Here is a 23,328-nt window from a genome sequence, read left to right as displayed (position 1 = left end):
CTGGCTGTGCATGAATGGGTCGGGCGCGGCAAGGCATCGAGATCGGGTGGCCGAAGCAAGATAACGCGCCACCGATGACGGCAAAAGGAAAAGACTGGAGCGGCCGACCGGAATCGAACCGGCATCACGACCTTGGGAGGGTCGGGTTCTACCGTTGAACTACGGCCGCTTGTGGAGGCGGTGACCTAAGTCACCGCGTATTTGTAGCCGGTTTTGCCCCGGCAACGCAAGAGGGAGTTCCGACCATGGGCGTGGCGCTGGCATTGCCACCGCCCCGGCGTCGGACATCGGCTGCGCAAACAGCCAGCAGAACCCACCGCACCAGCGTCAGCACAATCACGCCGCCAACGGAGGTATCGTTCGTCGACCGCGTATGTCGGCTGACGGCCCGCAAACGACTCGCCTGCGGGCGTACCTCGGATGCTTTTAACTCGTTTGCATTCGTGGGTTCTCCGCCGCCTGCCAGCTGCGGCCATTCAGGCGCTCACGGCGTCCCTCGCGAGCGCTTTGGCCGTCCCGCGGTCGATCTCGGCGAACCGCGGGTTGTGATCGACGATGGTGAGAAAACCGTCGGCGTCCACGTGGCCGCGGTTGCCGGTGCGATACCAGCGCATGCCGTCGATCTCGACCACCGCCTCGGCCGTGCGCGCGGGATCGTCAAGGTAGCCCTTCATCACCTGCACGCCACCGACGAGGATCAGGCCATCCTCGCCGGCGGGCAGCGTCTCGTTGGTCTCGGGATCGACCACGCGCACGACAGTACCCGGCAGCGGCATACCCACCGTGCCGGGCCGTTGGCCGATCTGAACCTGCCAGCTCCGGGTATCAAGACGGTCCGGCACGTTGCAGGTGGCGACCGGCGTGACTTCCGTGGCGCCGAAGCCTACGTGAATCCGCTTCGTGAAGCGCTGCTCGAATGCCTCCCGCGCCTTCGCCTCGAGCTGCTCGGCGTCGGCGACGACCAGGCGCAGCGACTCGAGCATCAGCGGGTGGATACGGCGCTTGCGCGCGAATAACCGCAGCAAGCTCGAGGTCGAGCACATCACCGTGACCCGGTGGCGCGCGATCGCCTTGGCGCTGCCGATCGTATCGCTCGGGTCCGGGTGGCAGACCACCGGCACGCCCTCGACCGCTGGCAGCAGCGTCGTCACGGTCAGGCCGAAAGCGTGGAATAGCGGCAGATTGCCGAGCATGACGTCATCGGTCTCCGTGTCGAACACGTCGGCCACCTGGTGTGCGTTCGCGAGGATATTACGGTGGCTGAGCTCCACGCCCTCGAGCGTACTCCCGCTCTCGCCGGAGAACACGATGGCGGCGGTGGCGTCCGGGTCCGGCCGGTGGCCGAAAGCGCGCTCGAGCAGTGCGCACGGCAACCAGGTCGCCAGCAGCGCGAGCATCCGAGCGCCGCGCGTCATGGCGTTGCGGAAGTCCTCGATATCATGACGGCGAACGCCCGCCAGCACGCTATCCACATTCAGCCCACGGCTCTCGAGACGCGCGACGAAGCGAGCGTCGGTGACGACCTCGGTGATTCCCGCACGCGCGATCGCCGCCCGTATCGCCGCCGAAGGGGCACTGTAGTTGAGATTGACCACCGCGCGCCCGGTCAGCAGTGCCGCCAGATTGGCGATCATCCCGGCGCTGCTGGGCGGCAGCAGTATCCCGAGGCGGCGCCCGTGCGTGCCCTGCTGCAGATAACGGGCGAAGGCCAGCACGCCCGCCAGCAGGCGCCGGCTGCCGATCCACGCGTCGGTTGAATCGGCGACCGCCGGGGCATTGCCACAGCGCTTGGCTGTACGCAACCAGGCGGCCGGAAGCGACGGCAGCGTGCGCGCACGCGCCTGCCAGCACTCCACGGAGAGCTCCATCACCGCCTGCTTCACGCCGGCGGCACCGGTCACCATCGGCAGCGCCTTGCCGAAACCGAAGACGACATCGCGGGCGCGCCAGGCTCGCCGTCGCTCACGCATGCCGCTACCGGCGCGCGAGAAGCGGCTGCCCCACAGCCCGAGGATGTAGAACGGCACGATGACGCCGTCCGCCTCGGCAGCGGCGCGCTCGAAGCCGCGCTTGAACTCGCCCAGGTGACCGTTGCGGCTGATCTGGCCCTCGGGGAACAGGCAGACCACCTCGCCGTTGTTCAGGCACTCGGTGACGCTCCTCAGGGCGTCGGCGCTACGGCCACGGGCGATGGGGATCGCGCCGAAGGCGTCCAGCAGCCAGCGCAGGTACCAGCGCTCGTAGATGCTTCGTTCCATGACGAAACGGATCGGGCGCGGGCAGGCGATCTGGACCATGGCCCAATCGAGCCAGCTCACGTGGTTGCCGAGCAACAGGACACCACCCTCGGAGGGCAAGTGGTCCAGGCCCTGCACCTGCAACCGATACCGCGGCGACAGCAGACGCGCTACGACGAAACGCGACAGCGATTGCGGTAGCTTGACGATGGTGTAGAGCGCCGCGACCAGCGCCGTTATCCCCAGGAATACGAACAGCGCGATGGTGCCGAATGCCGCGGTCGTCGCCAGCAACGTCAGGCCCAGGAACGCGAGCATGACGATGTTCTGGATGAAGTTGCTCGCCGCGAGCACGCGGCCCAGGCCTTCACGGCCGGCATTGAACTGCACCAGCGAGTTGAGCGGCACCAGCACGAAACCGCCAAGCATGCCCAGCGCAAGGAAGTTGGCCGCGTGCGCGGCGATCGTAGGCAGACCGGGCAGCAGGAACAACGCAGTGGCGATGCCGAGCGTGCCCACCGGAATCAGGCCGGTCTCGATGTAGCCGCGCGACCAGCGACCGGCTAGCAGTGCGCCGACGATGATGCCGATACCCGAACAGGCCACCGTCCCCTGCAGCACAATTGTGTTGTCGATGCCGAGCCGCGCCTTCGCGTAGGCGGGGAAGACGGCGACCATCACCTGCGAAATCGCCCAGAACACGGACAGGCCGATGATCGGCAGGCGTACCGCGGGCCGCGACCAGGCGGCGCGCAGGTTCACGCACAGGTAGTCGGCGCGGGCGTAGCGGCTCCAGTCGAAGCGCATACCGGGGCGGGCGGGTTCGCGGTGCGGCAGGCGCAGCGTCAGCAGGAACTCCGCGCCCGAGGCGGTCACGAGCAACCAGCCCACCGGTGCAATGGCCGCCACCGTCGCTTGCGGATCGGTCGCGCCCGATCCGGCGAACAGGCCCTCGAACACCACCGAGAACGCAAAGGTGCCACCGAGAATCGCCACCGTGGTCACCGCCTGCACCGCGCCATTGGCGGGCGCCAGCTGTGCCTCGCCGACCAGTTCGCGGATATAGCCGAATTTCGCCGGCGAGTAGATCGCGCTCTGCAGCGCCAGTGCGAAGGTCAGCGCGAACGCCGGCCAGAACCAGCCAAGGTAGTAGCAAGCGGTAATGCCGAGCGTGATTGCAACGGCGACAAAGGCACTCGCGCGCATGACGCGCGGCTTGGCGAAGCGGTCGGAGAGAAAGCCCGCCGGCGTGAAAACCAGCACGAACGGCAACAGGATGAGCGCATTGACCACCGCGGTGAGCGCAATCTGCAGTGAGCCGTCGAAGGTCTTGAACAGGGTGTTCTGGATGATGATCTTGTGTCCGAGATCAACGAAGGCGTTGAGAAACACCACCGTGATGAACGGTAGAAAACCGGTGCGGGCGGTCATCCGTGGCATGGGCGTTCTCCCTGGCAAGCGGTTGTCGGGCGCCGTTGCGCGTCAGTGGTTGCGACGATATAAAAAACGCAACCTGACTCCAATAACCGGACAATAAAGTATCGTTTTTTGCTACGTATCGATCACTCGTGTGATGCCGCGCCCGGCTCAGAGGCACGTTCGTACTCGGTGAACAGGGAAAACCGCCAGGGACGCATCGCCACCAGCAGGCTGCAGCCCTGGCGCCGCTCCAGGCTCTCCTCGCTCGCCGCGCGCAACTGGTCGTTGAAGTGCCGGACGACACGCTCGATCTCGCGCAGCAGTTGCGCCATGCTCGCTTGTGAGACGATGCCCGAGACAAAGTGGAATACCTCCCCCTCGCCGTCGAACGCTCCGCCGAGAAATTCCCGCAGCACACGCTCGTCGATGAAGCGCCGGATCGGCCCGCCCCGGCGCCAGGTCAGCGCTCGCGACACCCGCAGTCGCACGCGGTCGCCCGGGTGGCGCTCGATCAGCCCCAGTTCCTCGAGTTCGCATAGCAGTCTTATGCCCTCGGGCCTATCGATGCGGAAATCGGCGACCACACGGTCGAGGTCATAATCGTTGAGAAGCAGATAGAACAGCAGGAACAGCTTGGGTCGGGCGACCAGATACTGCTCCTGCTCGGCGGATAGCTGTTGCGGCAGGGAGTCCATGCACTCGGCGCGGCGAACAAGCTCGCCCAGGTCCAGCTGCAGGAACCGGGCGATGGCCTCCAGCCTGTCGAGCGAGAACCGACCGCGTGCGAACAGGCGCTTGACGCTGGCTTCGCTCAGGCCGAGGTGCCTCGCCACATCGGCGTAGGTAATCCCCTGTTCGCGCAGCGCCTGCTTGGTCGCGTCGATGATCCGCTGGCTCTGTGACACATCCGCCTCCCGTGTCGATTGCCGCGGTCTGCGCGGCGTCGATGTCGGACGCAAAGTATCGCTTTCCGATACGCACCGTCACCATTCGGGATGCCAGGGTGTACTAATCTTCTCAGAGGTATTGTCATGCGTCAGCCGGTCCGTGCGCCGATGGGTCTGCGTTGCTCGCCGCTTATGTAGCCCGGCTACACCGCGCGCCTTGCCCCCGAACCGTCGTGGCGCTCTGACACATGACAATACCGCTGAGAAGATTAGTAATGCGGTGTCGCGCCCGGCGGGTGCCGGATCCGGGTTGCGATAGCGGCGCAGGGCGTAGACGTTCCGGCCCACGACCAGCGGCGGGAAGCGCTCGCTTTCCTGCCAGCGGTCACCGTCGGCGATGAAAAAGCGGGTGTGGCGGTCGGCGCGGAGATAGCGTGCCGCCGGCGGGTTGAGCCTGCGCAGGCACTGCTGGCGTGGACCGTCCCGCCAGCTCGGGCGGCGGGAGAATTAGGCTGTATGGGGCGTCGCGGTCGTCTCCGCGCGCGCGTCAACGGCGAGTCACTCGGGGACGATCACCGACGCGCGCCATTCGTCGATGAAGCGCTCGCGCTTCATCTCATCGAGATAGACCATCAGGCCGGGACCGAGGCCGATGGGCCGCAGCGGCCCGCGGGCGCGGCGGCGCAGAGCATCGGCGCTGCCCTCCCCGGTGACCGCCGGGTGGATGGCGTAGAGCGAGGACTGCTGGGCGAGGACGCTCTGACCGCGCACGCTCAACAGGTAGTCGAGAAAGCGTTCGGCAAGCCCGGGCCGTGCGGCCGCCTTGGGCACCACGGCAACACGCGCGAGCACCAGCGTGTAGTCCTCCGGCAGGATCATGCGCAGGGAGGAGCCAGCCTCGATACGCGCGCGGGCATAGGAGCCGAGGAGGTTGTAGCCGATGAGCAGCTCGCCGCGCTCGATGGCCTGAAAGAGATCCAGGGTGCAACAGGCGAGCTGCACGCGGGTGCGGCCAAAGCTCTCGATGAGGCGCCCGTAGGTGCTCGCCTGGAGACTGTCCTGGCTGGCAAAGAGGTAGCCCACCCCGCTGTCGACGATGTCGTAGGTGCCCACTCGCCCGCGGAAACGTTCCGGAGACTCGCGCAACACCCGGATAAGGTCGAAGCGATTGTGCGGCACCTCCTCGGGACTCAGGCGGTCCGGATCATAGACGATCACTGCCGGCTCGAAGGTGAAGCCGAATGCGCGATCACGCCAGCGTGCCCACTGCGGCAGCCATTCGGTCTGACCGGAGCGGTAGGGGCGGGCATAGCCGTCGTTGACAAGCTTCGTCTGTAGATCCATCGCCGAGCTGACGAGAAGGTCGGCGGTCTCCGTGCCCCGCGCCACCTCGTCGCGAAAACGGCGGTCGAGGACGTTGGCCACCAACTCCACGTAACGCACTGCCACGCCAGGGTGCGCCTGCTGAAAGTCGGCGATGACCGGACGCATCGCCCAGGTGTCGGTGCTGCCGTATATGGTGACCGTCTGAGCATCCGGCTGTGGCGACGGGAAGGTCGTGGTGCGCGCCGCCGCAACAGTCGTGACAGCCACCAGCGCCACCGCGAGCAGCCATCTCATCGCTCACCTCCAACGACCAGGGCCACCCGAAACCCGCCTTGCGGGGGATGAGTCATGACCAACTCAGCGCCATGAAGCTCCGCTGCCTCGCGGGCAATGGCGAGCCCCAGCCCGGAGCCCGCCGCGGTAACAGCGCTGCCGCGCTCGAAGCGCTCCAGCACGCGCGCCCGATCGTCACTCGGAATACCGCTACCGGCGTCGCTCACTCCACAGGACCAGCCGCCGTCGTCCGCGCGGGCGTCCACCGTCACCACGCCCTGGGGCGGGCCGTGGTGCAAGGCGTTCTCCACCAGATTGCGGACCGCCTCGCGCAGCACCACCGCGTCCCCGTGGATGGCGAGCTCGCCGTTCGGCAGATTCACACGCACATCGCCCCGGCGCCCCCCGGACAGCGGCGTGGCCTCCTGGACCGCCTGGCGCACGATATCGCCGAGGTCCACGCGATCGAGGGCGCGCAGATTGCCGCGGTGGGAAACCAGTGCGTTGCTTAGCAGCTGGTTGGTCAGCCGCGTGGTCTCGCGGGCGCGAACCGCGATGCCGTCGAGGGCCTCGGCAAGGCGTTCGGGATCCACCTCGTCCCGGGCAAGCTCCGCCTGAGCCTGAAGCCCCGCGAGTGGCGTGCGGATCTGGTGGGCGGCGTCGGCGATGAACCGGCGGGTCTGCTCCAGGTTTCGTGCCAGGCGCGCCATGAAGCCGTTGAGGGCATCGACCATGGGGGCCATCTCCGCGGGCACGCGCACGGCAAGCGGCTGCAGATCGTCAGGGTCACGCCAGGCGAGCTCACTGCCGATACGCCGCAACGGCACCAGCCCGCGGGTCACCACCAGCCAGGCGAGCGCCAGCAGCACCGCGGCGAGGACGACGATGGGCACCGCCGCGCTCACCGCCATATCCTGCGCCAGCGCCTCGCGCGCGCGCCGCGTCTGCCCGACCTGGATCCGCGCCCAGCCGGCAACCGCAGGCTCGGCGATCAGCCGGCCCAGTACCACGAAGCGCACGGTCTCGCCACGATAGCCGGCATCGAAGAACACCGCGCCATCCTCGGCGGACCTCGGGGCGGGGGGAAGGTCGCCGTAGCCGGTAAGCGTCTCGCCCTGCGGGCCCACCACGCGGTAGAACACCCGGTCGTCACGTGCGAAACCGAGCATGTCCAGCGATGCGTAGGGCAGGTCCACTCGCAGTGTGCCATCGCGCACGTAGAGCTGCTCGGCGATGGCGAGCGCCGAGGCGCGCAGGATGCGGTCGTAGGCGCGATCCGCGGCACTGCGCCCGTATAGCCACGCCCCCACCACGAGCGCGACCGTCGCCACCACGCTCAACGCGGTGAGCGAGGCCAGCAACCGCCAGCGCAGAGATATAGTGGTCTCAGTCATCGGCCTCGGCCACGTACCCGAGTCCGCGATGGGTGCGGATTACCACCCCGCTGCCGGCGAGCCGCCGCCTCAGCCGCGCGACGTAGACCTCGATGGCGTTGGGGGCAGGCGGATCCTCGAGTCCGAAGAGCCGATCGGCGATCTCATCCTTGCTGAACACCCGTCCCGGCCGCGAGAGAAAGATCTCCAGCAGCCGGAACTCGCGGTTAGGCAGATCCAGGGGGGCATCGCCGCACAGCACCCGGCGGGCAGCGGGATCGAAGGTAAGCCCCCCGAGCCGTTGCCGTGGTGCTGCCTCCCCGGCACCGCGGCGTAGCAACGCCCGCACACGGGCTTCCAGCTCCCGGAAGTCGAAAGGCTTGACCAGATAGTCATCGGCGCCGCGGTCGAGCGCGCCCACCCGATCGTCCACCTCCGAACGCGCCGTGAGCACCAGCACCGGGATGGCGTCGCCGCGCTCACGCAGCCGGCGCAGAACCTCGAAACCGTCCGGTGGCGGAATCATCAGATCCAGGATAAGCAAATCGAACCGCTCACCGGCGAGCATGGCCTCCGCGGCCGTGCCGTCACGGACCCACTCGACGGCGTGGCCGTCGCCGGAAAACCGGTGCGTGATCGCCTCGCCCAGATCGGGTGTGTCCTCGACCAGCAGGATGCGCATGGGGTGTCAGGTCAGTGACAGTTTCGGACGGTAGGGTTTCGCGCGACCGCGGCCGGCTGCCGCAGCTTGCCGAAACCATGCTCGTCCCTCAAGGAAGCAAGGAAACAATAACATGCACCGTTGGCTCACGCTCCTGATACTGACGCTGACGGCGGCGATCGCCGCCCCCGCCGCCTCCGCCTTCGAGCCGGGCGACGTGGAGTGCATCGCCCCCGCCGACAAAGGCGGCGGCTGGGATTTCACCTGCCGCGCCGTCGGGAGAATCCTCGCCGCCAAGGGACTCACCCCCGGCCCCGTCACGGTCTCAAACGTCTCCGGTGCCGGCGGCGGCATTGCTTACGGCCGTGTCGCCGGGGAGCGCGCGGGCGACGACAACCTGCTCGTGGCCGCGAGTACGGCCACCGCGAGCCGACTCGCGCAGGGCCGCTACGCCGGCCACACTGCCGGCGACGTTCGCTGGCTCGCCGCACTCGGTGCGGATTTCGGCGTCATCGCGGTCTCGCCGGACAGTCCGTACCAGAACCTGGACGAGCTCTTCACCGCCGTGCGCGACAACCCCCGCGTGGTCGCCTTCTCCGGTGGCAGCCCGGCGAACGGCTGGGATCACATGAAGGTACTGATGCTCGCCCGCGCCGCCGGCATCAAGAACCTCCACGAACTGCAATATCTGTCGTTCAACAATGGCGGCGCCGCGCTGGAAGAGTTGCGTGCTGGCAACGTCGACGCCTTCTCCGGCGACCTCTCGGAGGTGGCCGAATCGGTTCGCGAGGGGCAACTGCGCGTCCTCGGCGTGCTCGCCGATCAACGCCTGCCCCAGGCGTTCTCGGAGCTCCCAACGGCACGGGAACAGGGGTACGACACCGTCGGCGCCAACTGGCGCGGCTTCTACATGGGCCGGGAAGCCAGCGACGACGCACACACCTACTGGGTGAACGCTTTGCAGCAGGTAGCCGAGTCCCAGGCGTGGCAGACGGCGATGCAGAACAACGGCCTGGTGAAATTCCGGCGCAGCGGCAACGCCATGGTTGAGTTCATCAACGCTCAGATCGCCGATCTCGAAAGTCTGTCGAAGGACATCAACGCCTCCGGCCGCGCAGCCATCGAGCAGCAGATCGAGGCGCTACGCAAGCTCTCGAACGACGGCGCCGGCGGCTGATGCCGTCGGTGCCGGCAGTACCCGCGCTGACAGGTGGATGACAGCTTAGCCGGGTAGGGTTCTTCCTACACCCGCTCCATTACCCCGTTTCAAGCGTGTGCGGGTGCGTGCGACACAAAGCCATTTAGGAGGAGACAACCATGCACCAATGGTTGACGCGTATCGCCCTGGCCGCCGCTCTGGCCGTGCCCGCCGCCCACGCTTTCGAGCCCAGTAAGGTCGAATGCATCGCGCCCGCGGATCCCGGTGGTGGCTGGGACTTCACCTGCCGCTCGGTGGGCCGCATCTTGAGCGAGCTCGATCTGGTACCCGGATCGGTGACGGTGACCAACATGGCCGGCGCCGGTGGCGGCGTGGCCTACGGTTACGTTGTCGGCAAGCGCGCCGACGACAACAACCTGCTGGTCGCCGCGAGTACCGCTACCACCAGCCGTCTCGCCCAGAACAAGTTCGCCGGTCTCAGTGCCGACCAGACCCGCTGGGTAGGCTCGCTCGGTGCTGACTTCGGCGCCATCGCCGTGGCCGCGGACTCGCCCTATGAGGACCTCGGCGACCTCATGGCAGCGGTCAAGGACAACCCGCGCCAGGTGGCCTTCGGCGGCGGTAGCGCCGTGGGCGGCTGGGACCACATGAAGGTGCTGATGCTCGCCAAGGAAGCCGGTGTGGACAACGTCCGCAACGTCAAGTACGTGTCGTTCAACAACGGCGGCACCGCGCTTACCCAGATGATCGGTGGCCACATCCAGGCCTTCACCGGCGATATCTCCGAGCTCACCGGCCAGATCGACGCCGGCAAGATCCGCATCCTCGGCGTGCTTGCCGACGAACGCCTGCCCGACCAGTTCTCGGAGCTGCCCACCGCCCGCGAGCAGGGCTTCGACGTGGTCGGTGCGAACTGGCGCGGGTTCTACATGGGCGGTGACGTCAGCGACGAGGCCTACCAGTACTGGGTCGACGCCCTGGAATCCCTCTACGAGTCCGACGCCTGGAAGGAGGCCATGAGCAAGAATGGCCTGGTGCCCTTCCAGCGCAGCGGCGAAGACATGGAGCAGTTCGTCGACCAGCAGGTGAACGACCTGCGCGAGCTCTCCCAGGAAATCGGCCTGCTGCAGTAGAGGACAACCCGTGAGCGACCGTATCACCGGGGTGCTGCTCTTCGCCCTGGCGGTCGGCTACGGGATCGCGGCGCGGGGTTACACGAGCGGCTTCGTTTCGGAGCCGCTCGGCCCCGCGTCCTTCCCCACGCTGCTCGCCGTGCTCCTGGGCGTGACCAGCATCTACCTCATCGTCCGCCCCGGCCCGGAGGCCGATTGGCCGCGGGGCGCCGCACTGCTCCACCAGATCATCGCCGTAGCGGTGCTCATCGGCTACGCCTTCGCCCTGGAGCCGCTGGGCTTCGTGCTTTCCACCGCCGCAGTCATCGCGGTGATCGCCGTGCAGCTCGGCACCACGTGGCTGCGTGCCGGCATCCTCGGCGTCGGCGGTAGCGTGGCGCTGTTCGGGCTCTTCGACTGGGTGCTGGGCCTGCCGCTGCCCACCGGCACCCTCTACGGAGGCTGACATGGAGACATTCGACCTGCTGCTCCAGGGCTTCGCGGTGGCGCTTACGCCCACCAATATCGCCCTCGGGCTGCTCGGCGCGTTCGCCGGCACGCTCATCGGCGCGCTGCCGGGGCTCGGCCCGGCCAACGGCATCGCCATCCTCATTCCGCTGGTGTTCAGCCTGGGCCTGCCCGCCGACTCCGCCATGATCCTGCTGGTGTGCGTGTACTACGGCGCCATGTACGGCGGGCGCATCTCCAGCATCATGCTCAACATCCCCGGCGACGAGCCGGCGATCATGACCACGCTGGACGGCTATCCCATGGCCCGCCAGGGCCGAGGAGAGGCCGCACTCGCCATCTCCGCGGTGGCCTCGTTCGTGGGTGCGACCATCTCCATCGTTGCGCTGATGTTCTTCGCCCCGCTGCTCGCCGGCTTCGCCATCCGCTTCGGGCCGCCGGAATACTTCGCGCTTTACGTGCTCGCTTTCTCCACCATCACCGGCATCTCCGGCTCCAACGCGGTGAAGACCCTGGTGGCGACACTGCTGGGGCTGATGTTCGCCACCGTGGGCATCGACCCGGGCAGCGGCGTGGCGCGCTACACGTTCGGCTTCCTGGAGCTCTACGAGGGCATCGACTTCATCGTGGCCCTGGTGGGCCTGTTCGCGGTGAGCGAGCTGATGGTCTTCATCGACATGCACCTCGCCGGCACCCACGAGCCGGTTCGCCTCGGCCGCGTCAGCAAGGCCATCAAGGAAGTCGCCGGCACCGGCTGGACGATGATCCGCTCCAGCGTCGTGGGCTTCATCGGCGGCGTGCTCCCCGGCGCCGGGGCCGCGCTCGGCGCCTTTCTGGCCTATGCCCTGGAGAAGCGCATCAATGGCCGAAACGGCGATTTCGGCAACGGCGACAAGCGCGGCGTAGCCGCCCCGGAAGCCGGCAATAACGCCGGCGTGAGCGGCGGTCTGGTGCCCCTGCTCTCCCTGGGCGTACCCGCCAGCGCCACGACGGCCATTCTCCTCGCCATGCTGGTCTCACTGGGCGTGACCCCTGGACCGATGCTCTTCGAGCAGCAACCGGCGCTGGTGTGGGGCCTGATCGCCGCGCTGTACGTGGCCAACGTGGTCCTGCTGGTCATGAACCTGCCGCTGGTAGGGCTGTTCGTACGGTTGCTTTCCGTACCCTCGTGGGTACTGATGCCACTGGTCACCCTGGTGGGCTTCGTGGGCATCTACTCCATCAGCCACAGCCCTTTCGATATCCTCACCATGGTGTTCTTCGGGGTGCTCGGCTACATCCTGCGCAAGCTCGACATCTCGCTGGTGCCCGTGGTGCTCGGACTGGTGCTCGGCCAGCCCATGGAAACCAACTTGCGACGGGCGCTCACCCTGAGCGACGGCGACTGGACGACACTGCTCTCCAGCCCGCTGTCGGTGACGCTGTGGACCATGGCACTGGTGGGCCTGTTCGCCCCCACCATCATTCGACGCCTGGGGCAGCAGCGGGGCTGACAAACGCCTGGAGGTACACCGCCATCCTCCCACGGTCGCGCCGGGCTTCCTGATCCCGGCACCCGGGCTGCTCATCGCCCGGGTGTCGGGATTCCACCGGCGCTTCCTCGGGGCGCTGGTAATGAACGTGGGCACCCCGGCGCTGGTCTTACTAACCTTTTCGAACGCATCGTCAGGTCTCAGTAACCGTGTGCGCCGTTGTTCGCTTCGACAGGCCTTCGTGGTATGCCGCCACAACAGGCTTGCGATATTCCGAGTCACTCGCCTCGACGGTCAGTGGCACGAGGAGCGTGGTGTAGCAAGGTCTACATGAGCGACGAGCAACGCTGTCCACAGCGGCGCACACGGCTTCGACCTGAGCCCCGTGGCCGCAGGCACCCTTATCCTCCAGTGCACAATGCCGGTGGCCATGTTCAACTATCTCTTCACTGAGCGCTACGACGGCCCGGTGGAGGACATCGCCGGCATGATCGTGCTCTCCACACTGCTGCGGTTCGCGCTGCTGCCGGCATTGCTGGCCTATGTCAGATAGACGATTCTCAAACTGAACGCACGCGGCAGACGCCGGAGTAACCGAACCACTTGTGGCCATAGCGACACAGAGCGCTTCGTCGGGTTCGGCGAACACGAAATGGGCACAAGCGCATCCGTATATCTACTTCTTCGATCTGCCTACGCGGCAGCGAACGCCTACCGGGATGGCCACCCATCGCGCGACTCTTTCTGAGCTGCCTACACGGCAGCGAACTTTCAAAATCCGGACATGTCCGGATTACTGGATTTCGAGGTGCTATTTTCTGAGCTGCCTGTGCGGCAGCCAACGAAGCAATGGCCAAACGGGCCCGTTCCATCCTTTTCTGAGCTGCCTGTGCGGCAGCCAACGAGAGGACTTGCTCCACCGCATCACTCCTAGAATTTCTGAGCTGCCTGTGCGGCAGCCAACCTGCAACAGAATCTCAACAGGCTGCGCACGGCTTTCTGAGCTGCCTGTGCGGCAGCCAACGTCGACTTCAGCTACGAGCGGCCGGTGCTGGATTTCTGAGCTGCCTGTGCGGCAGCCAACCAGTTTTGCCAGGTGTACTCCCGGGAGAACACTTTCTGAGCTGCCTGTGCGGCAGCCAACATGTAGAGCGCCAGCACGATGCAGCAACAACGTTTCTGAGCTGCCTGTGCGGCAGCCAACGATGCGCCGCGGTGTCACGGTATGCCGACGTCTTTTCTGAGCTGCCTGTGCGGCAGCCAACATAACGGCTGGTCCGTAACCGCCGAGCAAGATTTTCTGAGCTGCCTGTGCGGCAGCCAACAGCACTCCGCGCTCGTGGTGGTCTATCCGGACTTTCTGAGCTGCCTGTGCGGCAGCCAACGAGCGAGCCGACAGTTTGATCCGCCACCTAGCTTTCTGAGCTGCCTGTGCGGCAGCCAACTGCGACGAGGTCCGGCAGACCCTTCTCGACCATTTCTGAGCTGCCTGTGCGGCAGCCAACGCCAATCACCGCCCCTTTGGCGTTGCGCACCATTTCTGAGCTGCCTGTGCGGCAGCCAACGAGGATCTGGAGGACGCCACGCTCACTGACATTTTCTGAGCTGCCTGTGCGGCAGCCAACAAAGCCTCGGTTTTCCCAATACACTTCATCAATTTCTGAGCTGCCTGTGCGGCAGCCAACCGAGTTCTGTGCCCCACCACGGACCAGCACTTTTTCTGAGCTGCCTGTGCGGCAGCCAACTAAGGCACGTATCGTGGCGGCGACTCTGGGTTTTTCTGAGCTGCCTGTGCGGCAGCCAACTTGTGATACACACCATTGACGTCCGCACCTACTTTTCTGAGCTGCCTGTGCGGCAGCCAACCGGCCGGTAGCGGAATCGGCGTGGATGGCGGTTTTCTGAGCTGCCTGTGCGGCAGCCAAGCGATTGGCTCGATCTACCCAAACACCCAGAGTTTTCTGAGCTGCCTGTGCGGCAGCCAACACTCGGCTGCGGTCGCGAAAGGTGATTATAGTTTTCTGAGCTGCCTGTGCGGCAGCCAACCTCCTGTCTGCCGCGGGTGCGCGCCCCCTCATTTTCTGAGCTGCCTGTGCGGCAGCCAACCGCAGTGCGGGCTTCGGGCATAGAGAAGGAGGATTTCTGAGCTGCCTGTGCGGCAGCCAACGGTTTCGGCTGACCGTTTCTTCATCGGGGCCGTTTTCTGAGCTGCCTGTGCGGCAGCCAACTGGTTGCCATGCTCGACGCCGCTGATCGTGAGTTTCTGAGCTGCCTGTGCGGCAGCCAACGCCCCGACGGCCTCAGTGCCATTCATATAGATTTTCTGAGCTGCCTGTGCGGCAGCCAACATCGTCGCGGATATCGGCTACGGAATCGGCATTTTCTGAGCTGCCTGTGCGGCAGCCAACCTCAAGGAAGAGTCCACCAAGGAAGACGACAATTTCTGAGCTGCCTGTGCGGCAGCCAACTAGAGTCTATCAGCGACAAGTCCCTGTTTGTTAAAGAACAACGAGGGTCCGGCGGCCGTTGACCCATTTTTCAGGCACCTTGCTAAATGACTGATTCATGGGGTCAGATTATCGGCCACCGGAAAAAGGGTCAGAACCACGGCACGGTGGCCGTACGGCTGAGCCCGTAGGTGTTGAAGGCGCCGGGCACGGGGTCAGGGACGCAGTCTCCGTGCTCGATGAACAGCCCGAACGCCCGGCCGGTGCTGCTGCTGCGGACGGTGACGAAGGGGGTCGTCACCGTCCGCTCGACGCTGTCCGGGACCTGGACGCAGGCCTGCTCGTAGGTTTCGCCATGCCGGCGCATGCGGCGACGGCGCAGTCGCTCGGCGTTGGTCTTGTACTGCCGGCGCCGGACGACCCGGTGGACGATCCCGTCGGGTACGGACCGGATCTCGTCGTGATCGACATGGTCACGCATCCCGGCAAGCCAGCGGGCCGCGGTCAGCTCATGGAGCCGGTCGGCCGTTCCGTGGAGCCGCAGCACGTCGCCCAGCGTGCGGGGGTCGGTCCGATGGGCGGGGAAGCTGATGCCGATATCGTCGGCGTCAATGCCCACCAGCCCCCGGTGCAGCTTGCTCACCAGTGCGCCGAGCAGCATGGACTGCTGAAACTCCGGGTCCGGCAGAACGCGGATGTCCAGGTAGTGATCCAGCATCACCTCACTCCGCCTTGTCGCCGAACACGCCGCCGCGGATGAGGGTGGCCATGACGTAGTGCTGATCGGTGACCGCCGGCCTGCGATCCTTGAGCAGCCAGTCATCCAGCAGCGAATAGAAGTCAACCTTCTGCCGGGGCTGGCGGTACGCGGTCCCCCGCGTGGTCACGGAGCCGTAGGGCTCGACGGCGATGGGCCCGATCCCGGCGGTGTCCGCCTCCGGATACCAGGTATCGATGGTGCGGATCGCGTTGCCCAGCTTCTGGGAGTGGATACCCGCGACGCCGTTGACGCTGTAGAGCGTCTTGCTCTTGTCGTTCCGCCCCCGCTCCAGGATGAGCTCCTGGGAGGGGAAGACCTCCTGACCGGCACCCATCCGGGCGAACGCGCTCACCTCCAGGAGCACGAGGCGCTCGCCGGCGAGCCCCTGGCGGATGAGTGCAGCGAGGCCGGCAAGATCGTCCCGGGCACCGGCGGCGGGCTCGAAATCGCGCACCGAGAGCTCGAGGGCGTCGAATGTCCAGCTCGCCGCGAGCTCGCCGTGCTCGCGGTGACTCACCCGGACCTCGACGGCCTCCGCGCCGACGCGGTTGCGCCACAGGAAACGCCCGTTCGCGAGGTTGTGGGCGTAGCGCCGGGCCAGCTCGTCGAAGCCGTGCTCGGTTTCGTAGGCATCGACCGCGGCCCGGAGCTTTTCGTGATAGGCCGCGCTGTTGCAGGCGGTGGGCTCGCCGGCACCGCCGAGCACCTTGAGCGTGAAGTGCGTCAGCAGGGTATCGGCATCCGTGGGCAGGGCGGCGACGTCCACGGTCTGGAGGTTGGGGTTGTGGATCGCGGCGTCGATCTTCGCGGGGTCTTGGTCTTTCGCCTTGAGCCGGTTGGAGATGGTGCCGCGCACGGACTTCGCGCGAATGGCGATGCCGGGCCACTGCGTGGCGCTGCCACGCTCGCTCCAGCGGCCGGCGAACATGAGGGCGTCGGAGGGATCGAGCTTGCGCTCGAAGGCGAGGACGGAAGCGGTCTTGAGCTCGGCGGTCTTGGCCATGGTTCAGGCTCCTTCCTGGTGCAGGTCAGACGAATTCGGCGGCGTTGTCGATGTAGTCGTTGCGCAGTCGGTAGCGCCCCTCGTCGAGCCGGTTGTCGACGTACCATAGCAGCCTCTCCGGGCTGTCCAGCCGATGGGGACTCACCCACTGACCGATGGAGTACAGGCTCTCGACGAAGCGCAGCGGAGTGGCCTCGTCCCGGGCCCGGCGGACGTCGCCGCCCACCTGCAGCGGCCCGAGGGCGCCGTAACCCACGGGGATCGGCACCAGCCATCCGGGCCGGCGGCGCGCCTCCCAGCGAATCGTTTCCTCACCGTCATCATCTTCGCTACGGCAGGTCATGTTCAGCCGCGAGAGGTCGAGCCAGGCATCCAGCAGCGTGGCGTCCGGGTCGTCCGCACACATCTGCGCGTGCCGCTCGTGGAGCACGTCGTCACGGCAGACGAGGGCGAAGCCGGGGAGCCACCGCCGCAGCAGGCGCTTGTACTGCCGGCGGCGCTCATCCTCCCGCTCGTCCAGGGGGATCAGCTCGGGGCCGTTCCAGCGGCGCCCCTGGAGCGAGCCCGGCAGCACCGTGCCGCCGGCCACCCGCAGGGTGAGCAGGAGCTCGCCGACCTCCCGGGCGACCGCGGCACGCTCCTCCGCCGGCGCGGCGCAGGCATCGCCGAGCACCGCGAAGACCAGGCTGACGTCCAGATGCACGCGCCCCTCCTCGACGATGGCGGCGGTGTCGCCGTCCCTGTCCAGCGGGTTCCGCGTCAGGTGGAAGGCGTGGGTGTAGCCGCGATGGCTCGCCTGGGGCTCGCAGTGGTGACACACCACGCCGACTCCTTCGAACAGGAGCGGGACGTCCCGCTCGGCAAGGCGGCGTTCGAGCAGGTGCATCAGGCCCGCGAACGCGGTCATCGCCGGAAATCCCCAAGTCAACGGGCTGGAGATGGCGTTCGCGTTCTGCACGCGCACATGGGGTAGCACGAGTAGCGAATGACTCTCAGACATGGGGCAGCGCCTCCTCCAGCTCGTCCATTTCCGCCTCCAGCCGGTCCGCCCAGAAACGCCGCTCGGCGTCAGCCACCGGCAGTGCGTCCCGAAGCTGACCGTTGAGCCAGTCGGCGAAGCGCTCGCGGACCTCCTGCGGCCAGTCCACCTGTGCCCGGCGTGCGGCGAACTCGGCGTCCTCCGCCGCCCGGTCGGGATCGAGCCAAAGGCACTCCGCCTCGACGAGGTGACAGTCGGCGTGGCCGCTCCAGCCCGGCGGCAGTGCCGACAGCTCGGCGGCGAACACCAGGAGCGCGTCGGTGAGCTCGGCCAGCAGCTCATCCCGGTGGCGGCGGGTCTCGACGTTCGGCTTCGGGTCCGAGCGCAGGAAGCGCAGCAGCGCGTTCACCGCCGAGCGCACGGGCCGGCGGCGGCCGAAGAGCGGAAATACCGAGTCGGTATGGAGCGGTGCCCGTACATCCGCGGAACGCCAGTCCGGCGGCAGCGAGGCCAGAAGGTAATTGCTGCCGCGCCGCTCGCTGTTAAGCTGGGAGATGTTCTGGGGCTTGGTCCCGCCGAATTTCTGCACCGCCAGCTTCGGGTACTCGCGGGACTCGACGGCGCTGTAGCGACGTTCACGCCGGGCCGTCCGTGCCGCCTTCGCCGCCTCGCCGAAGCGATCCTCGTTGATCGCGTGAAAGACCGCATGCGCGAGGCTCGTGGCGTATAACGGCGCCAGCAGGTGAAACCCCCGATCGTCGGTGGGGTCGTCGTCGACGAGCCAGTAGACCTGCTTGGCGCGTGTATGGCTGGCCTGGTCGTGACCGGCCCGGGTGATGCCGGCAAAGGCCTCCATCCACGCCTGCCCCTGCGCCGGATCGTCGCTCAGGGCCGCTGCAAAAGCCGCCTCGCCGGCCAGGGCACGATCCAGCATGGACCGGCCGTCGTGCTCGGTCTGGAGGAACTTGTAGACGTCGAGCGCCGCGGCATTGCCCACGACGTCCCGCGGCGCCCCGTCACCGAGGACGTGGGTGCCCACGGCCGGATGCGCCGGCAACGTCTCCGGCGGGGCGAACAGGCTCGTGCCCCTGGCATCCGGGTGCGTGGCCTTGAGCGCGTGGGTGACCACCTGCAGCTGAGCGACGCGCCGCGTGGCGTCCGCGAGCCAGTTTTCCCGGCGGTGATGGTCAATTACCGCTTGGCGCTTCTCGTAATGGCTGTCGTCGTCCGGTTTTAGCTTGTCGAGCTTCGCCTGACATCGCTCGCCTATGAACGCCTCCACGGTTTCGCGAAGGGCTCTGTCAGTGTCGTCCGGCATCGTTCTCTCCATCGGTGCCTTCTCCTTGCCTTCGGCAACGGTCCGGGCCGTCAGCGGCGTTTCGTGAAGCCCAGGAGCTCGTGATAGCACCACCCCCGATCGTTCCGTGGCACGGTCACAACACCGAATTGACGCGCGCACTCTTCCAGCGGCTGATCCAGGTCCTCCGCCAGGGCCGCGAGGATGTCGAGATAGCCGGTGCCGATCCAGGGCGTGATGCGCTCGCCCTGCATGCCCTCCGAGGCCGAGCGCTCCAGCCGGTCGTCTGCGTCCAGATAGAGAGGGGCACCCCGCTTGCCCGGCTCGTGCCACAGCTCCCTGAGGTGCCAGTGCTCGCCGGCGTCGTCGGGCATCAGCACCAGCTCGGCCTCCTCCCGGGTCTGCTGCCGGAACGGCTGTTTGCGCTGGAGCACGCCGCTGAGGTCCGCCCGCGGGAGGCCGTACCAGCTCGCGGCATTGAGCGGTGGTGCGGGTGGCGCCTTCATGGCGCGCCGCTCCCGCGCCGTCATGGCGCGGCCCGGCCCCGACTCCCCGGGCAGCAGCGCGGCACGCAGGCGGGCGTGCTCCAGGTCCACCAGGCTGTCGCGGGGGCGCAACTCGCTGCGTTCGGTAATGCGCGGCCGGGCATCCACCGTTTGGTACTCGTCGGGGGCAAGCAGGTCGTGCAGATCGTGACTCCTGAGCCGCCATGGCCCGTCGCCCTCGAAACCGGGGCGCGTGAAAGCGACGTTGCCGGGCGCTTCCACGGCCTTGTAGTTGCTGGCCAGCAAGGCGATATTCGGGGTTTCACAGGAGGTAACCCGGTGCCGCCGCACCCGGCCGGCGAGCTGGATGAGCGAGCGCATCGAGGAGGGCTCGACCACGGCCCAGTCGTAGTCGTGGTCCCGGCCGACCTCCGTCACCGGCGAGCCCAGGACGACGAACAGCTGATCCGCCTCGCCGGCACCGTCGATGCAGGCCCGTACGTCCGGGCGCTCGAACACGGCCATCTCGTCACGGCGGTCGAGGGCACCGTCCAGATGACGCTCGATGGTCGAGCGCATGACCAGCGGGAACTGCGCGTGATACACGCACAGGTGAATGCGGCAGCCCTCCGGCGCACCGGCTGCCAGCAGGGCGCGGGCGACCTGCACCAGGGGCTCGATGTTCGCCATGCGGATCAGGCCGAAGCTCACCCGCCTGCCGCTGGGAGGGTCGACACTGTGGTGCCGCTGGTGGAGGTCGAGTGCCTGCCGGCGCATCTCCGCCGCAAGCTGTTCGGCGATGGTCGGCGCCCCGGTCTCCCGCGATGCCGCCACGGGCACCAGCGCCGCCCGGCGCCTCACCGCCACCTCGGCCAGACGCTCCCGACGCCGGCCGGCGAATGCCCCATGGGCGGCGGTGAACGACTCGGCATCCGGGCAGTCCACGTGCCGGCGGTCGCTCTCGTCGAACCAGGCGCAGGTGATGCTCACTGCCCGCCCCGGCTCACCACGGTTGCGCTGATACACGGCCCGGCCCGCCCGGTAGGCCTGGAACAGCCCTTCCACCAGCGATGGCGCCAGGGTGGCCGAGGAGAGCAGCACCCGCGTGCCGAGCATGCCGGCCCAGTTGACCAGGCGCGTCAGCGCGGGAAGGTCGTTCAGGTCGAAGTCGTCCACCTCGTCGAGCACGAGGTCGCCGCTGAGCAGCCGCAGCATGGGGGCGATCTGGCGCCCACCACGGAGTCCGTCGGTGGCGGGCACCAGGTGATCCACGGTGGAGACGAGGATCGGCGCGGCGATCAGGGCGCGCATGCCCGGGTCATGGGCGAGCTGGCGCAGCAGGGGATGATTGCCGAAATCCCCCTCGAAATAGACATGGGCGTCCTCCTCCATGAGGCGCTGGCTGGAGGCCGAGCCGCTGGCGTCCGCCTCCGCCTCGAAGTGCTCGAACAGCGCGCGGCTCGCCGATCCGCCGGTGCGCACGGCGAGCTCGTCCTCGCCGAGGTTCAGCAGCGTCCGATACGCACGCCCGGTCTGAAGCGTGAGCGTGCGCAGGCCGAGGGCGATCGAGAATCGTGCCCCGCTGTCCGGGTCCGCGAGGGCATACAGGATCCGGCCGTTGGCCAGGGTCTTGCCGCAGCCCGTCGATGCCAGGTTGACGCCGAAAAACCCCTGCGCCTGCGCGCGTTCACGCAGGGAGGCCGCGAGGTCGTAGGCCCGATCCTGCCAGCGGAAGCGTGGGTCGGCGCTGCGGCGGCGGAACCCGCGGTGGCGGGCCAGCCGCGGCAGGTAGCGCTCGACACCGGGCAGCGTGCCGCTGACCCGGCGCGCCCCGGCCTCCACGCCGAGGAGGTGCTCGTCCAGGGGCTGGTTCAGGGCCCCGGTGCGGCGCACGGTATTGGCGTAGAGGGGATATCCGCGCTCGCCGCGGGTGCGCTGGCCGGGATCCTCCAGGCTGGAGTAGTGATGGTCCGCCAGCATCAGGCTCAGCCGGGCGAGATGCATCACGTAGGGGTTGTCCAGCCACTGCTGTTGATAGTGATCGAGACGACGACGCATCCGGTGGGCTATGCGCGCTGCCCGGCTCCGCCACTTGCCGGTAGTCACTGGCAACGGGTGGTCGAAACGCCAGTAACCGGGTAGCTCACGGAGATCACGCTCGTGAGGGACGTCGTCATTCCAGTCCGCGGTAATGAGCGAGGGCAGATCCCGCAGCTGTGCCACCTGGAATCCGCCATCATCGGCGGATCGCGGCATCTCCGGCAGGCGGTGATGGGTGACGATGAGCCAGCCCACCGCGGCCGCCAGCGGCGGCAGCGAAGAAAACGGTGAGGCAGGGCCGTCGTCCAGGCCGTCGCGCACCAGCCGTTCCAACCAGGGGGCGTCGTCCGCGTCCAGACCGGCCAGCCGCGCGAGCCACGTGGCGTCGTCATCACCGGCGACAAACGCCTCGAACAGTCGCAGGCTGATCCATTCGTGCCTGTAGAGGTTGCGCGTCGCGCCGGCGGGGTCGTGCAGGCGCAGCTGGAAGGCGGCGCACGCCTTGCCCAGATCGTGCAGCAGGGCCGCCAGGCTGGCCAGCAGGAGGATGTCTTCCCCGGTGTGCCAGTCGTTCTCGTCCGCCCGCCGCAGGATATCCCTGCGCGTGGTCTCCGTGGGTACGGCACCGCGCGTATTGAACCGCCCGGCATCGCCGACAATCCACAGCAGCTCGCTGTGGTCGCGCCCGCGTATCCAGTGGCAGGCCACGGCGGTATTCTTGCGCGCACTGCGCCGGAGCAGGCGGCGCAAAGTGTCCAACCCGGCCTGGGTGATGGGCGTCTGCCAGGTGCGCTCGCCACGGCGTTCCGCGAACTGGTCGAGGATCCGCCGCGTCTCCTTCAGAGCGTTCTTGCTGCACTGGGAGACGAGCAGCACGTTCATTGGGCGGGCGTCCCGAGCGTGACGGCCACGGATTTCAGCGTATCGATCATGAAATCCAGGGATTCCGTACGGGTGAGCTGCTCGATGCAGGCCTGACGGAACTCCTGCTCCTCGTCGCCGCGCATGGCGGAGATGAATGCCTGCGGGAGGATGACCGCGTCCTTGACGAGGTCGGCCACGTCGAAGACGAGCCCGCCCCGCCGGGTCTTGCCGTGGAGGACCGACAGGCCGTGTGGCAGCCCCAGCACCCAGGTGGCTGTCGCACCGAGCCCGTAGGCCAGGTAGTTGCCGTGATCCAGGAACCGGTTCGCCGGGTCCGTGCCGCTCCCGCGCTTCGCCCGGGTGAACTCGCCGTAGTCCACCGCGCCGGCGGCCATGGCGAACAGCTGCTTGGTGAGCCGCGCCTCCAGCGTCAGCAGCTCCACCGTGTCCGGTGCCGCGGCCACCGCCGCTTCCGTGCGCTCCACCAAATGCGTCAGCGGCTCACGTGCCACCCCGAAGCCCGCATCCGCAAGCGCACGGTTATCCAGCCAGTTCTCGCGTATCCGCTTCAGCCGCGCCCACTGGAAGCACCGCGCGGCCTCCAGGCGCTGTGATTCCTCGAACCAGAACGCCACCCAGGCCTGCAGATACTCGGTCGGCCGGTACTCGCTCTGCGGGCTGAACCAGGCAACCTCGACGTCCATCTCGTTGGCGCTGAACAGCGGCGTCCCGCCGCCGCCACAGAACCCGACCAGCACGCCGGCCCGGGCGAGCTCGCGCATCGCCGCCTGGGTGATCGAGGTCCCCGTGCCCAGCAGGACCGTCGTTGTGTTCGCGATGGGGATATTCCAGTACAGCGAACGCCGGCCCTCATCCGTGACGAACTCGACTCGCCCGCCTTTGACCAGGACGCGACAGTGCTGGAGGTAGTAGATGTTCGCCCGCTTGGAGTGCAGGATGGTTTTCAGATCCCCCGCGGAAAAATCGTCCATTACGAACTACCCCCCGGACGCCGCGACAGCTACCGGCGACTCGCCTGCACTTGCCACCATCTTGTTGTTTGGAC

At 67.3% G+C, this 23,328-nt stretch carries 16 protein-coding genes, 1 tRNA gene and 1 CRISPR repeat array; of the genes, 5 read left to right on the top strand and 12 right to left on the bottom strand.

Annotation, left to right across the window (positions count from 1 at the left end; all coding sequences use genetic code 11):
* Positions 1 to 95: 95 nt before the first annotated feature.
* The 6 genes from ACPEES_RS13740 to ACPEES_RS13715 all read right to left on the bottom strand — a co-directional run bounded on the left by ACPEES_RS13740 (position 96) and on the right by ACPEES_RS13715 (position 8,197).
* Positions 96 to 169 (bottom strand) — tRNA-Gly (locus ACPEES_RS13740).
* A gap of 307 nt (positions 170 to 476) precedes the next feature.
* Complete coding sequence (locus ACPEES_RS13735; RefSeq protein ID WP_435104079.1) at positions 477 to 3,677, bottom strand: acyl-[ACP]--phospholipid O-acyltransferase; 3,201 nt, start codon at positions 3,675 to 3,677, stop codon at positions 477 to 479.
* 122 nt (positions 3,678 to 3,799) lie between these two features.
* Positions 3,800 to 4,561 (bottom strand): helix-turn-helix domain-containing protein, encoded by a 762-nt coding sequence (locus ACPEES_RS13730; protein ID WP_435104078.1) that lies wholly within the window; start codon positions 4,559 to 4,561, stop codon positions 3,800 to 3,802.
* A gap of 540 nt (positions 4,562 to 5,101) precedes the next feature.
* Entirely contained in the window at positions 5,102 to 6,163 is a 1,062-nt protein-coding gene (locus ACPEES_RS13725) for an ABC transporter substrate-binding protein (protein WP_435104077.1), read from the bottom strand.
* Positions 6,160 to 7,536, bottom strand: a complete 1,377-nt coding sequence (locus ACPEES_RS13720; protein WP_435104076.1) for a sensor histidine kinase — start codon at positions 7,534 to 7,536, stop codon at positions 6,160 to 6,162. Before ACPEES_RS13720 ends, ACPEES_RS13725 begins: the two co-directional genes overlap by 4 nt.
* The gene (locus ACPEES_RS13715; RefSeq protein ID WP_435104075.1) at positions 7,529 to 8,197 is read right to left on the bottom strand and encodes a response regulator transcription factor; all 669 of its coding nucleotides are present in this window, start codon (positions 8,195 to 8,197) and stop codon (positions 7,529 to 7,531) included. The genes ACPEES_RS13720 and ACPEES_RS13715 overlap by 8 nt, the downstream gene beginning before the upstream one ends.
* Positions 8,198 to 8,309: 112 nt before the next feature.
* Between ACPEES_RS13715 and ACPEES_RS13710 the strand changes: the two genes are divergently transcribed.
* From ACPEES_RS13710 to ACPEES_RS13690, 5 genes are all read left to right on the top strand, one after another.
* Positions 8,310 to 9,353, top strand: a complete 1,044-nt coding sequence (locus tag ACPEES_RS13710; protein ID WP_435104074.1) for a Bug family tripartite tricarboxylate transporter substrate binding protein — start codon at positions 8,310 to 8,312, stop codon at positions 9,351 to 9,353.
* Between the two features lie 140 nt (positions 9,354 to 9,493).
* Complete coding sequence (locus tag ACPEES_RS13705) at positions 9,494 to 10,468, top strand: Bug family tripartite tricarboxylate transporter substrate binding protein (protein WP_435104073.1); 975 nt, start codon at positions 9,494 to 9,496, stop codon at positions 10,466 to 10,468.
* A gap of 10 nt (positions 10,469 to 10,478) precedes the next feature.
* A complete protein-coding gene (locus ACPEES_RS13700) occupies positions 10,479 to 10,913 on the top strand; it encodes a tripartite tricarboxylate transporter TctB family protein (protein WP_435104072.1) in 435 nt (144 codons plus the stop codon).
* 1 nt (position 10,914) lies between these two features.
* A complete protein-coding gene (locus ACPEES_RS13695) occupies positions 10,915 to 12,408 on the top strand; it encodes a tripartite tricarboxylate transporter permease (protein WP_435104071.1) in 1,494 nt (497 codons plus the stop codon).
* Between the two features lie 409 nt (positions 12,409 to 12,817).
* Positions 12,818 to 12,940, top strand: coding sequence for a hypothetical protein (locus ACPEES_RS13690; RefSeq protein WP_435104070.1), 123 nt, complete (start codon positions 12,818 to 12,820; stop codon positions 12,938 to 12,940).
* A gap of 188 nt (positions 12,941 to 13,128) precedes the next feature.
* Positions 13,129 to 14,855: direct repeats of the CRISPR family, unit length 28 nt; unit sequence TTTCTGAGCTGCCTGTGCGGCAGCCAAC.
* Positions 14,856 to 14,985: 130 nt separating this feature from the next.
* Here the strand turns inward: ACPEES_RS13690 and cas6f are convergent.
* The 6 genes from cas6f to cas1f are packed head-to-tail and all read right to left on the bottom strand — an operon-like array spanning position 14,986 to position 23,254.
* The gene (gene cas6f / locus ACPEES_RS13685) at positions 14,986 to 15,552 is read right to left on the bottom strand and encodes a type I-F CRISPR-associated endoribonuclease Cas6/Csy4 (RefSeq protein ID WP_435104069.1); all 567 of its coding nucleotides are present in this window, start codon (positions 15,550 to 15,552) and stop codon (positions 14,986 to 14,988) included.
* Positions 15,553 to 15,556: 4 nt separating this feature from the next.
* Positions 15,557 to 16,597, bottom strand: coding sequence for a type I-F CRISPR-associated protein Csy3 (gene csy3 / locus ACPEES_RS13680; protein ID WP_435104068.1), 1,041 nt, complete (start codon positions 16,595 to 16,597; stop codon positions 15,557 to 15,559).
* Positions 16,598 to 16,622: 25 nt separating this feature from the next.
* Positions 16,623 to 17,597 (bottom strand): type I-F CRISPR-associated protein Csy2, encoded by a 975-nt coding sequence (csy2, locus tag ACPEES_RS13675; RefSeq protein ID WP_435104067.1) that lies wholly within the window; start codon positions 17,595 to 17,597, stop codon positions 16,623 to 16,625.
* A complete protein-coding gene (csy1, locus tag ACPEES_RS13670) occupies positions 17,590 to 18,906 on the bottom strand; it encodes a type I-F CRISPR-associated protein Csy1 (RefSeq protein ID WP_435104066.1) in 1,317 nt (438 codons plus the stop codon). Before csy1 ends, csy2 begins: the two co-directional genes overlap by 8 nt.
* Positions 18,907 to 18,944: 38 nt before the next feature.
* Entirely contained in the window at positions 18,945 to 22,280 is a 3,336-nt protein-coding gene (gene cas3f, locus ACPEES_RS13665; RefSeq protein ID WP_435104065.1) for a type I-F CRISPR-associated helicase Cas3f, read from the bottom strand.
* On the bottom strand, positions 22,277 to 23,254 hold the full coding sequence (gene cas1f / locus ACPEES_RS13660; RefSeq protein WP_435104063.1) for a type I-F CRISPR-associated endonuclease Cas1f: 978 nt from the start codon (positions 23,252 to 23,254) through the stop codon (positions 22,277 to 22,279). The genes cas3f and cas1f overlap by 4 nt, the downstream gene beginning before the upstream one ends.
* Positions 23,255 to 23,328: the final 74 nt, after the last annotated feature.

Source organism: Arhodomonas sp. AD133 (assembly GCF_051195215.1).
Lineage (GTDB): Bacteria > Pseudomonadota > Gammaproteobacteria > Nitrococcales > Nitrococcaceae > Arhodomonas.
Note: the sequence above shows the minus strand (reverse complement) of the source record. Positions and strands in the feature narration are given on the sequence as shown.

What these genes read in the sequence shown, in the direction of transcription:
- ACPEES_RS13725 (WP_435104077.1), bottom strand. Translation starts at nt 6,163, where the DNA reads ATGAGATGGCTGCTCGCGGTGGCGCTGGTGGCTGTCACGACTGTTGCG.
- ACPEES_RS13715 (WP_435104075.1), bottom strand. Translation starts at nt 8,197, where the DNA reads ATGCGCATCCTGCTGGTCGAGGACACACCCGATCTGGGCGAGGCGATC.
- ACPEES_RS13695 (WP_435104071.1), top strand. Translation starts at nt 10,915, where the DNA reads ATGGAGACATTCGACCTGCTGCTCCAGGGCTTCGCGGTGGCGCTTACG.
- cas3f (WP_435104065.1), bottom strand. Translation starts at nt 22,280, where the DNA reads ATGAACGTGCTGCTCGTCTCCCAGTGCAGCAAGAACGCTCTGAAGGAG.
- ACPEES_RS13735 (WP_435104079.1), bottom strand. Translation starts at nt 3,677, where the DNA reads ATGCCACGGATGACCGCCCGCACCGGTTTTCTACCGTTCATCACGGTG.
- ACPEES_RS13720 (WP_435104076.1), bottom strand. Translation starts at nt 7,536, where the DNA reads ATGACTGAGACCACTATATCTCTGCGCTGGCGGTTGCTGGCCTCGCTC.
- csy3 (WP_435104068.1), bottom strand. Translation starts at nt 16,597, where the DNA reads ATGGCCAAGACCGCCGAGCTCAAGACCGCTTCCGTCCTCGCCTTCGAG.
- cas1f (WP_435104063.1), bottom strand. Translation starts at nt 23,254, where the DNA reads ATGGACGATTTTTCCGCGGGGGATCTGAAAACCATCCTGCACTCCAAG.
- ACPEES_RS13705 (WP_435104073.1), top strand. Translation starts at nt 9,494, where the DNA reads ATGCACCAATGGTTGACGCGTATCGCCCTGGCCGCCGCTCTGGCCGTG.
- ACPEES_RS13690 (WP_435104070.1), top strand. Translation starts at nt 12,818, where the DNA reads ATGTTCAACTATCTCTTCACTGAGCGCTACGACGGCCCGGTGGAGGAC.
- ACPEES_RS13710 (WP_435104074.1), top strand. Translation starts at nt 8,310, where the DNA reads ATGCACCGTTGGCTCACGCTCCTGATACTGACGCTGACGGCGGCGATC.
- csy2 (WP_435104067.1), bottom strand. Translation starts at nt 17,597, where the DNA reads ATGTCTGAGAGTCATTCGCTACTCGTGCTACCCCATGTGCGCGTGCAG.
- cas6f (WP_435104069.1), bottom strand. Translation starts at nt 15,552, where the DNA reads ATGCTGGATCACTACCTGGACATCCGCGTTCTGCCGGACCCGGAGTTT.
- csy1 (WP_435104066.1), bottom strand. Translation starts at nt 18,906, where the DNA reads ATGGAGAGAACGATGCCGGACGACACTGACAGAGCCCTTCGCGAAACC.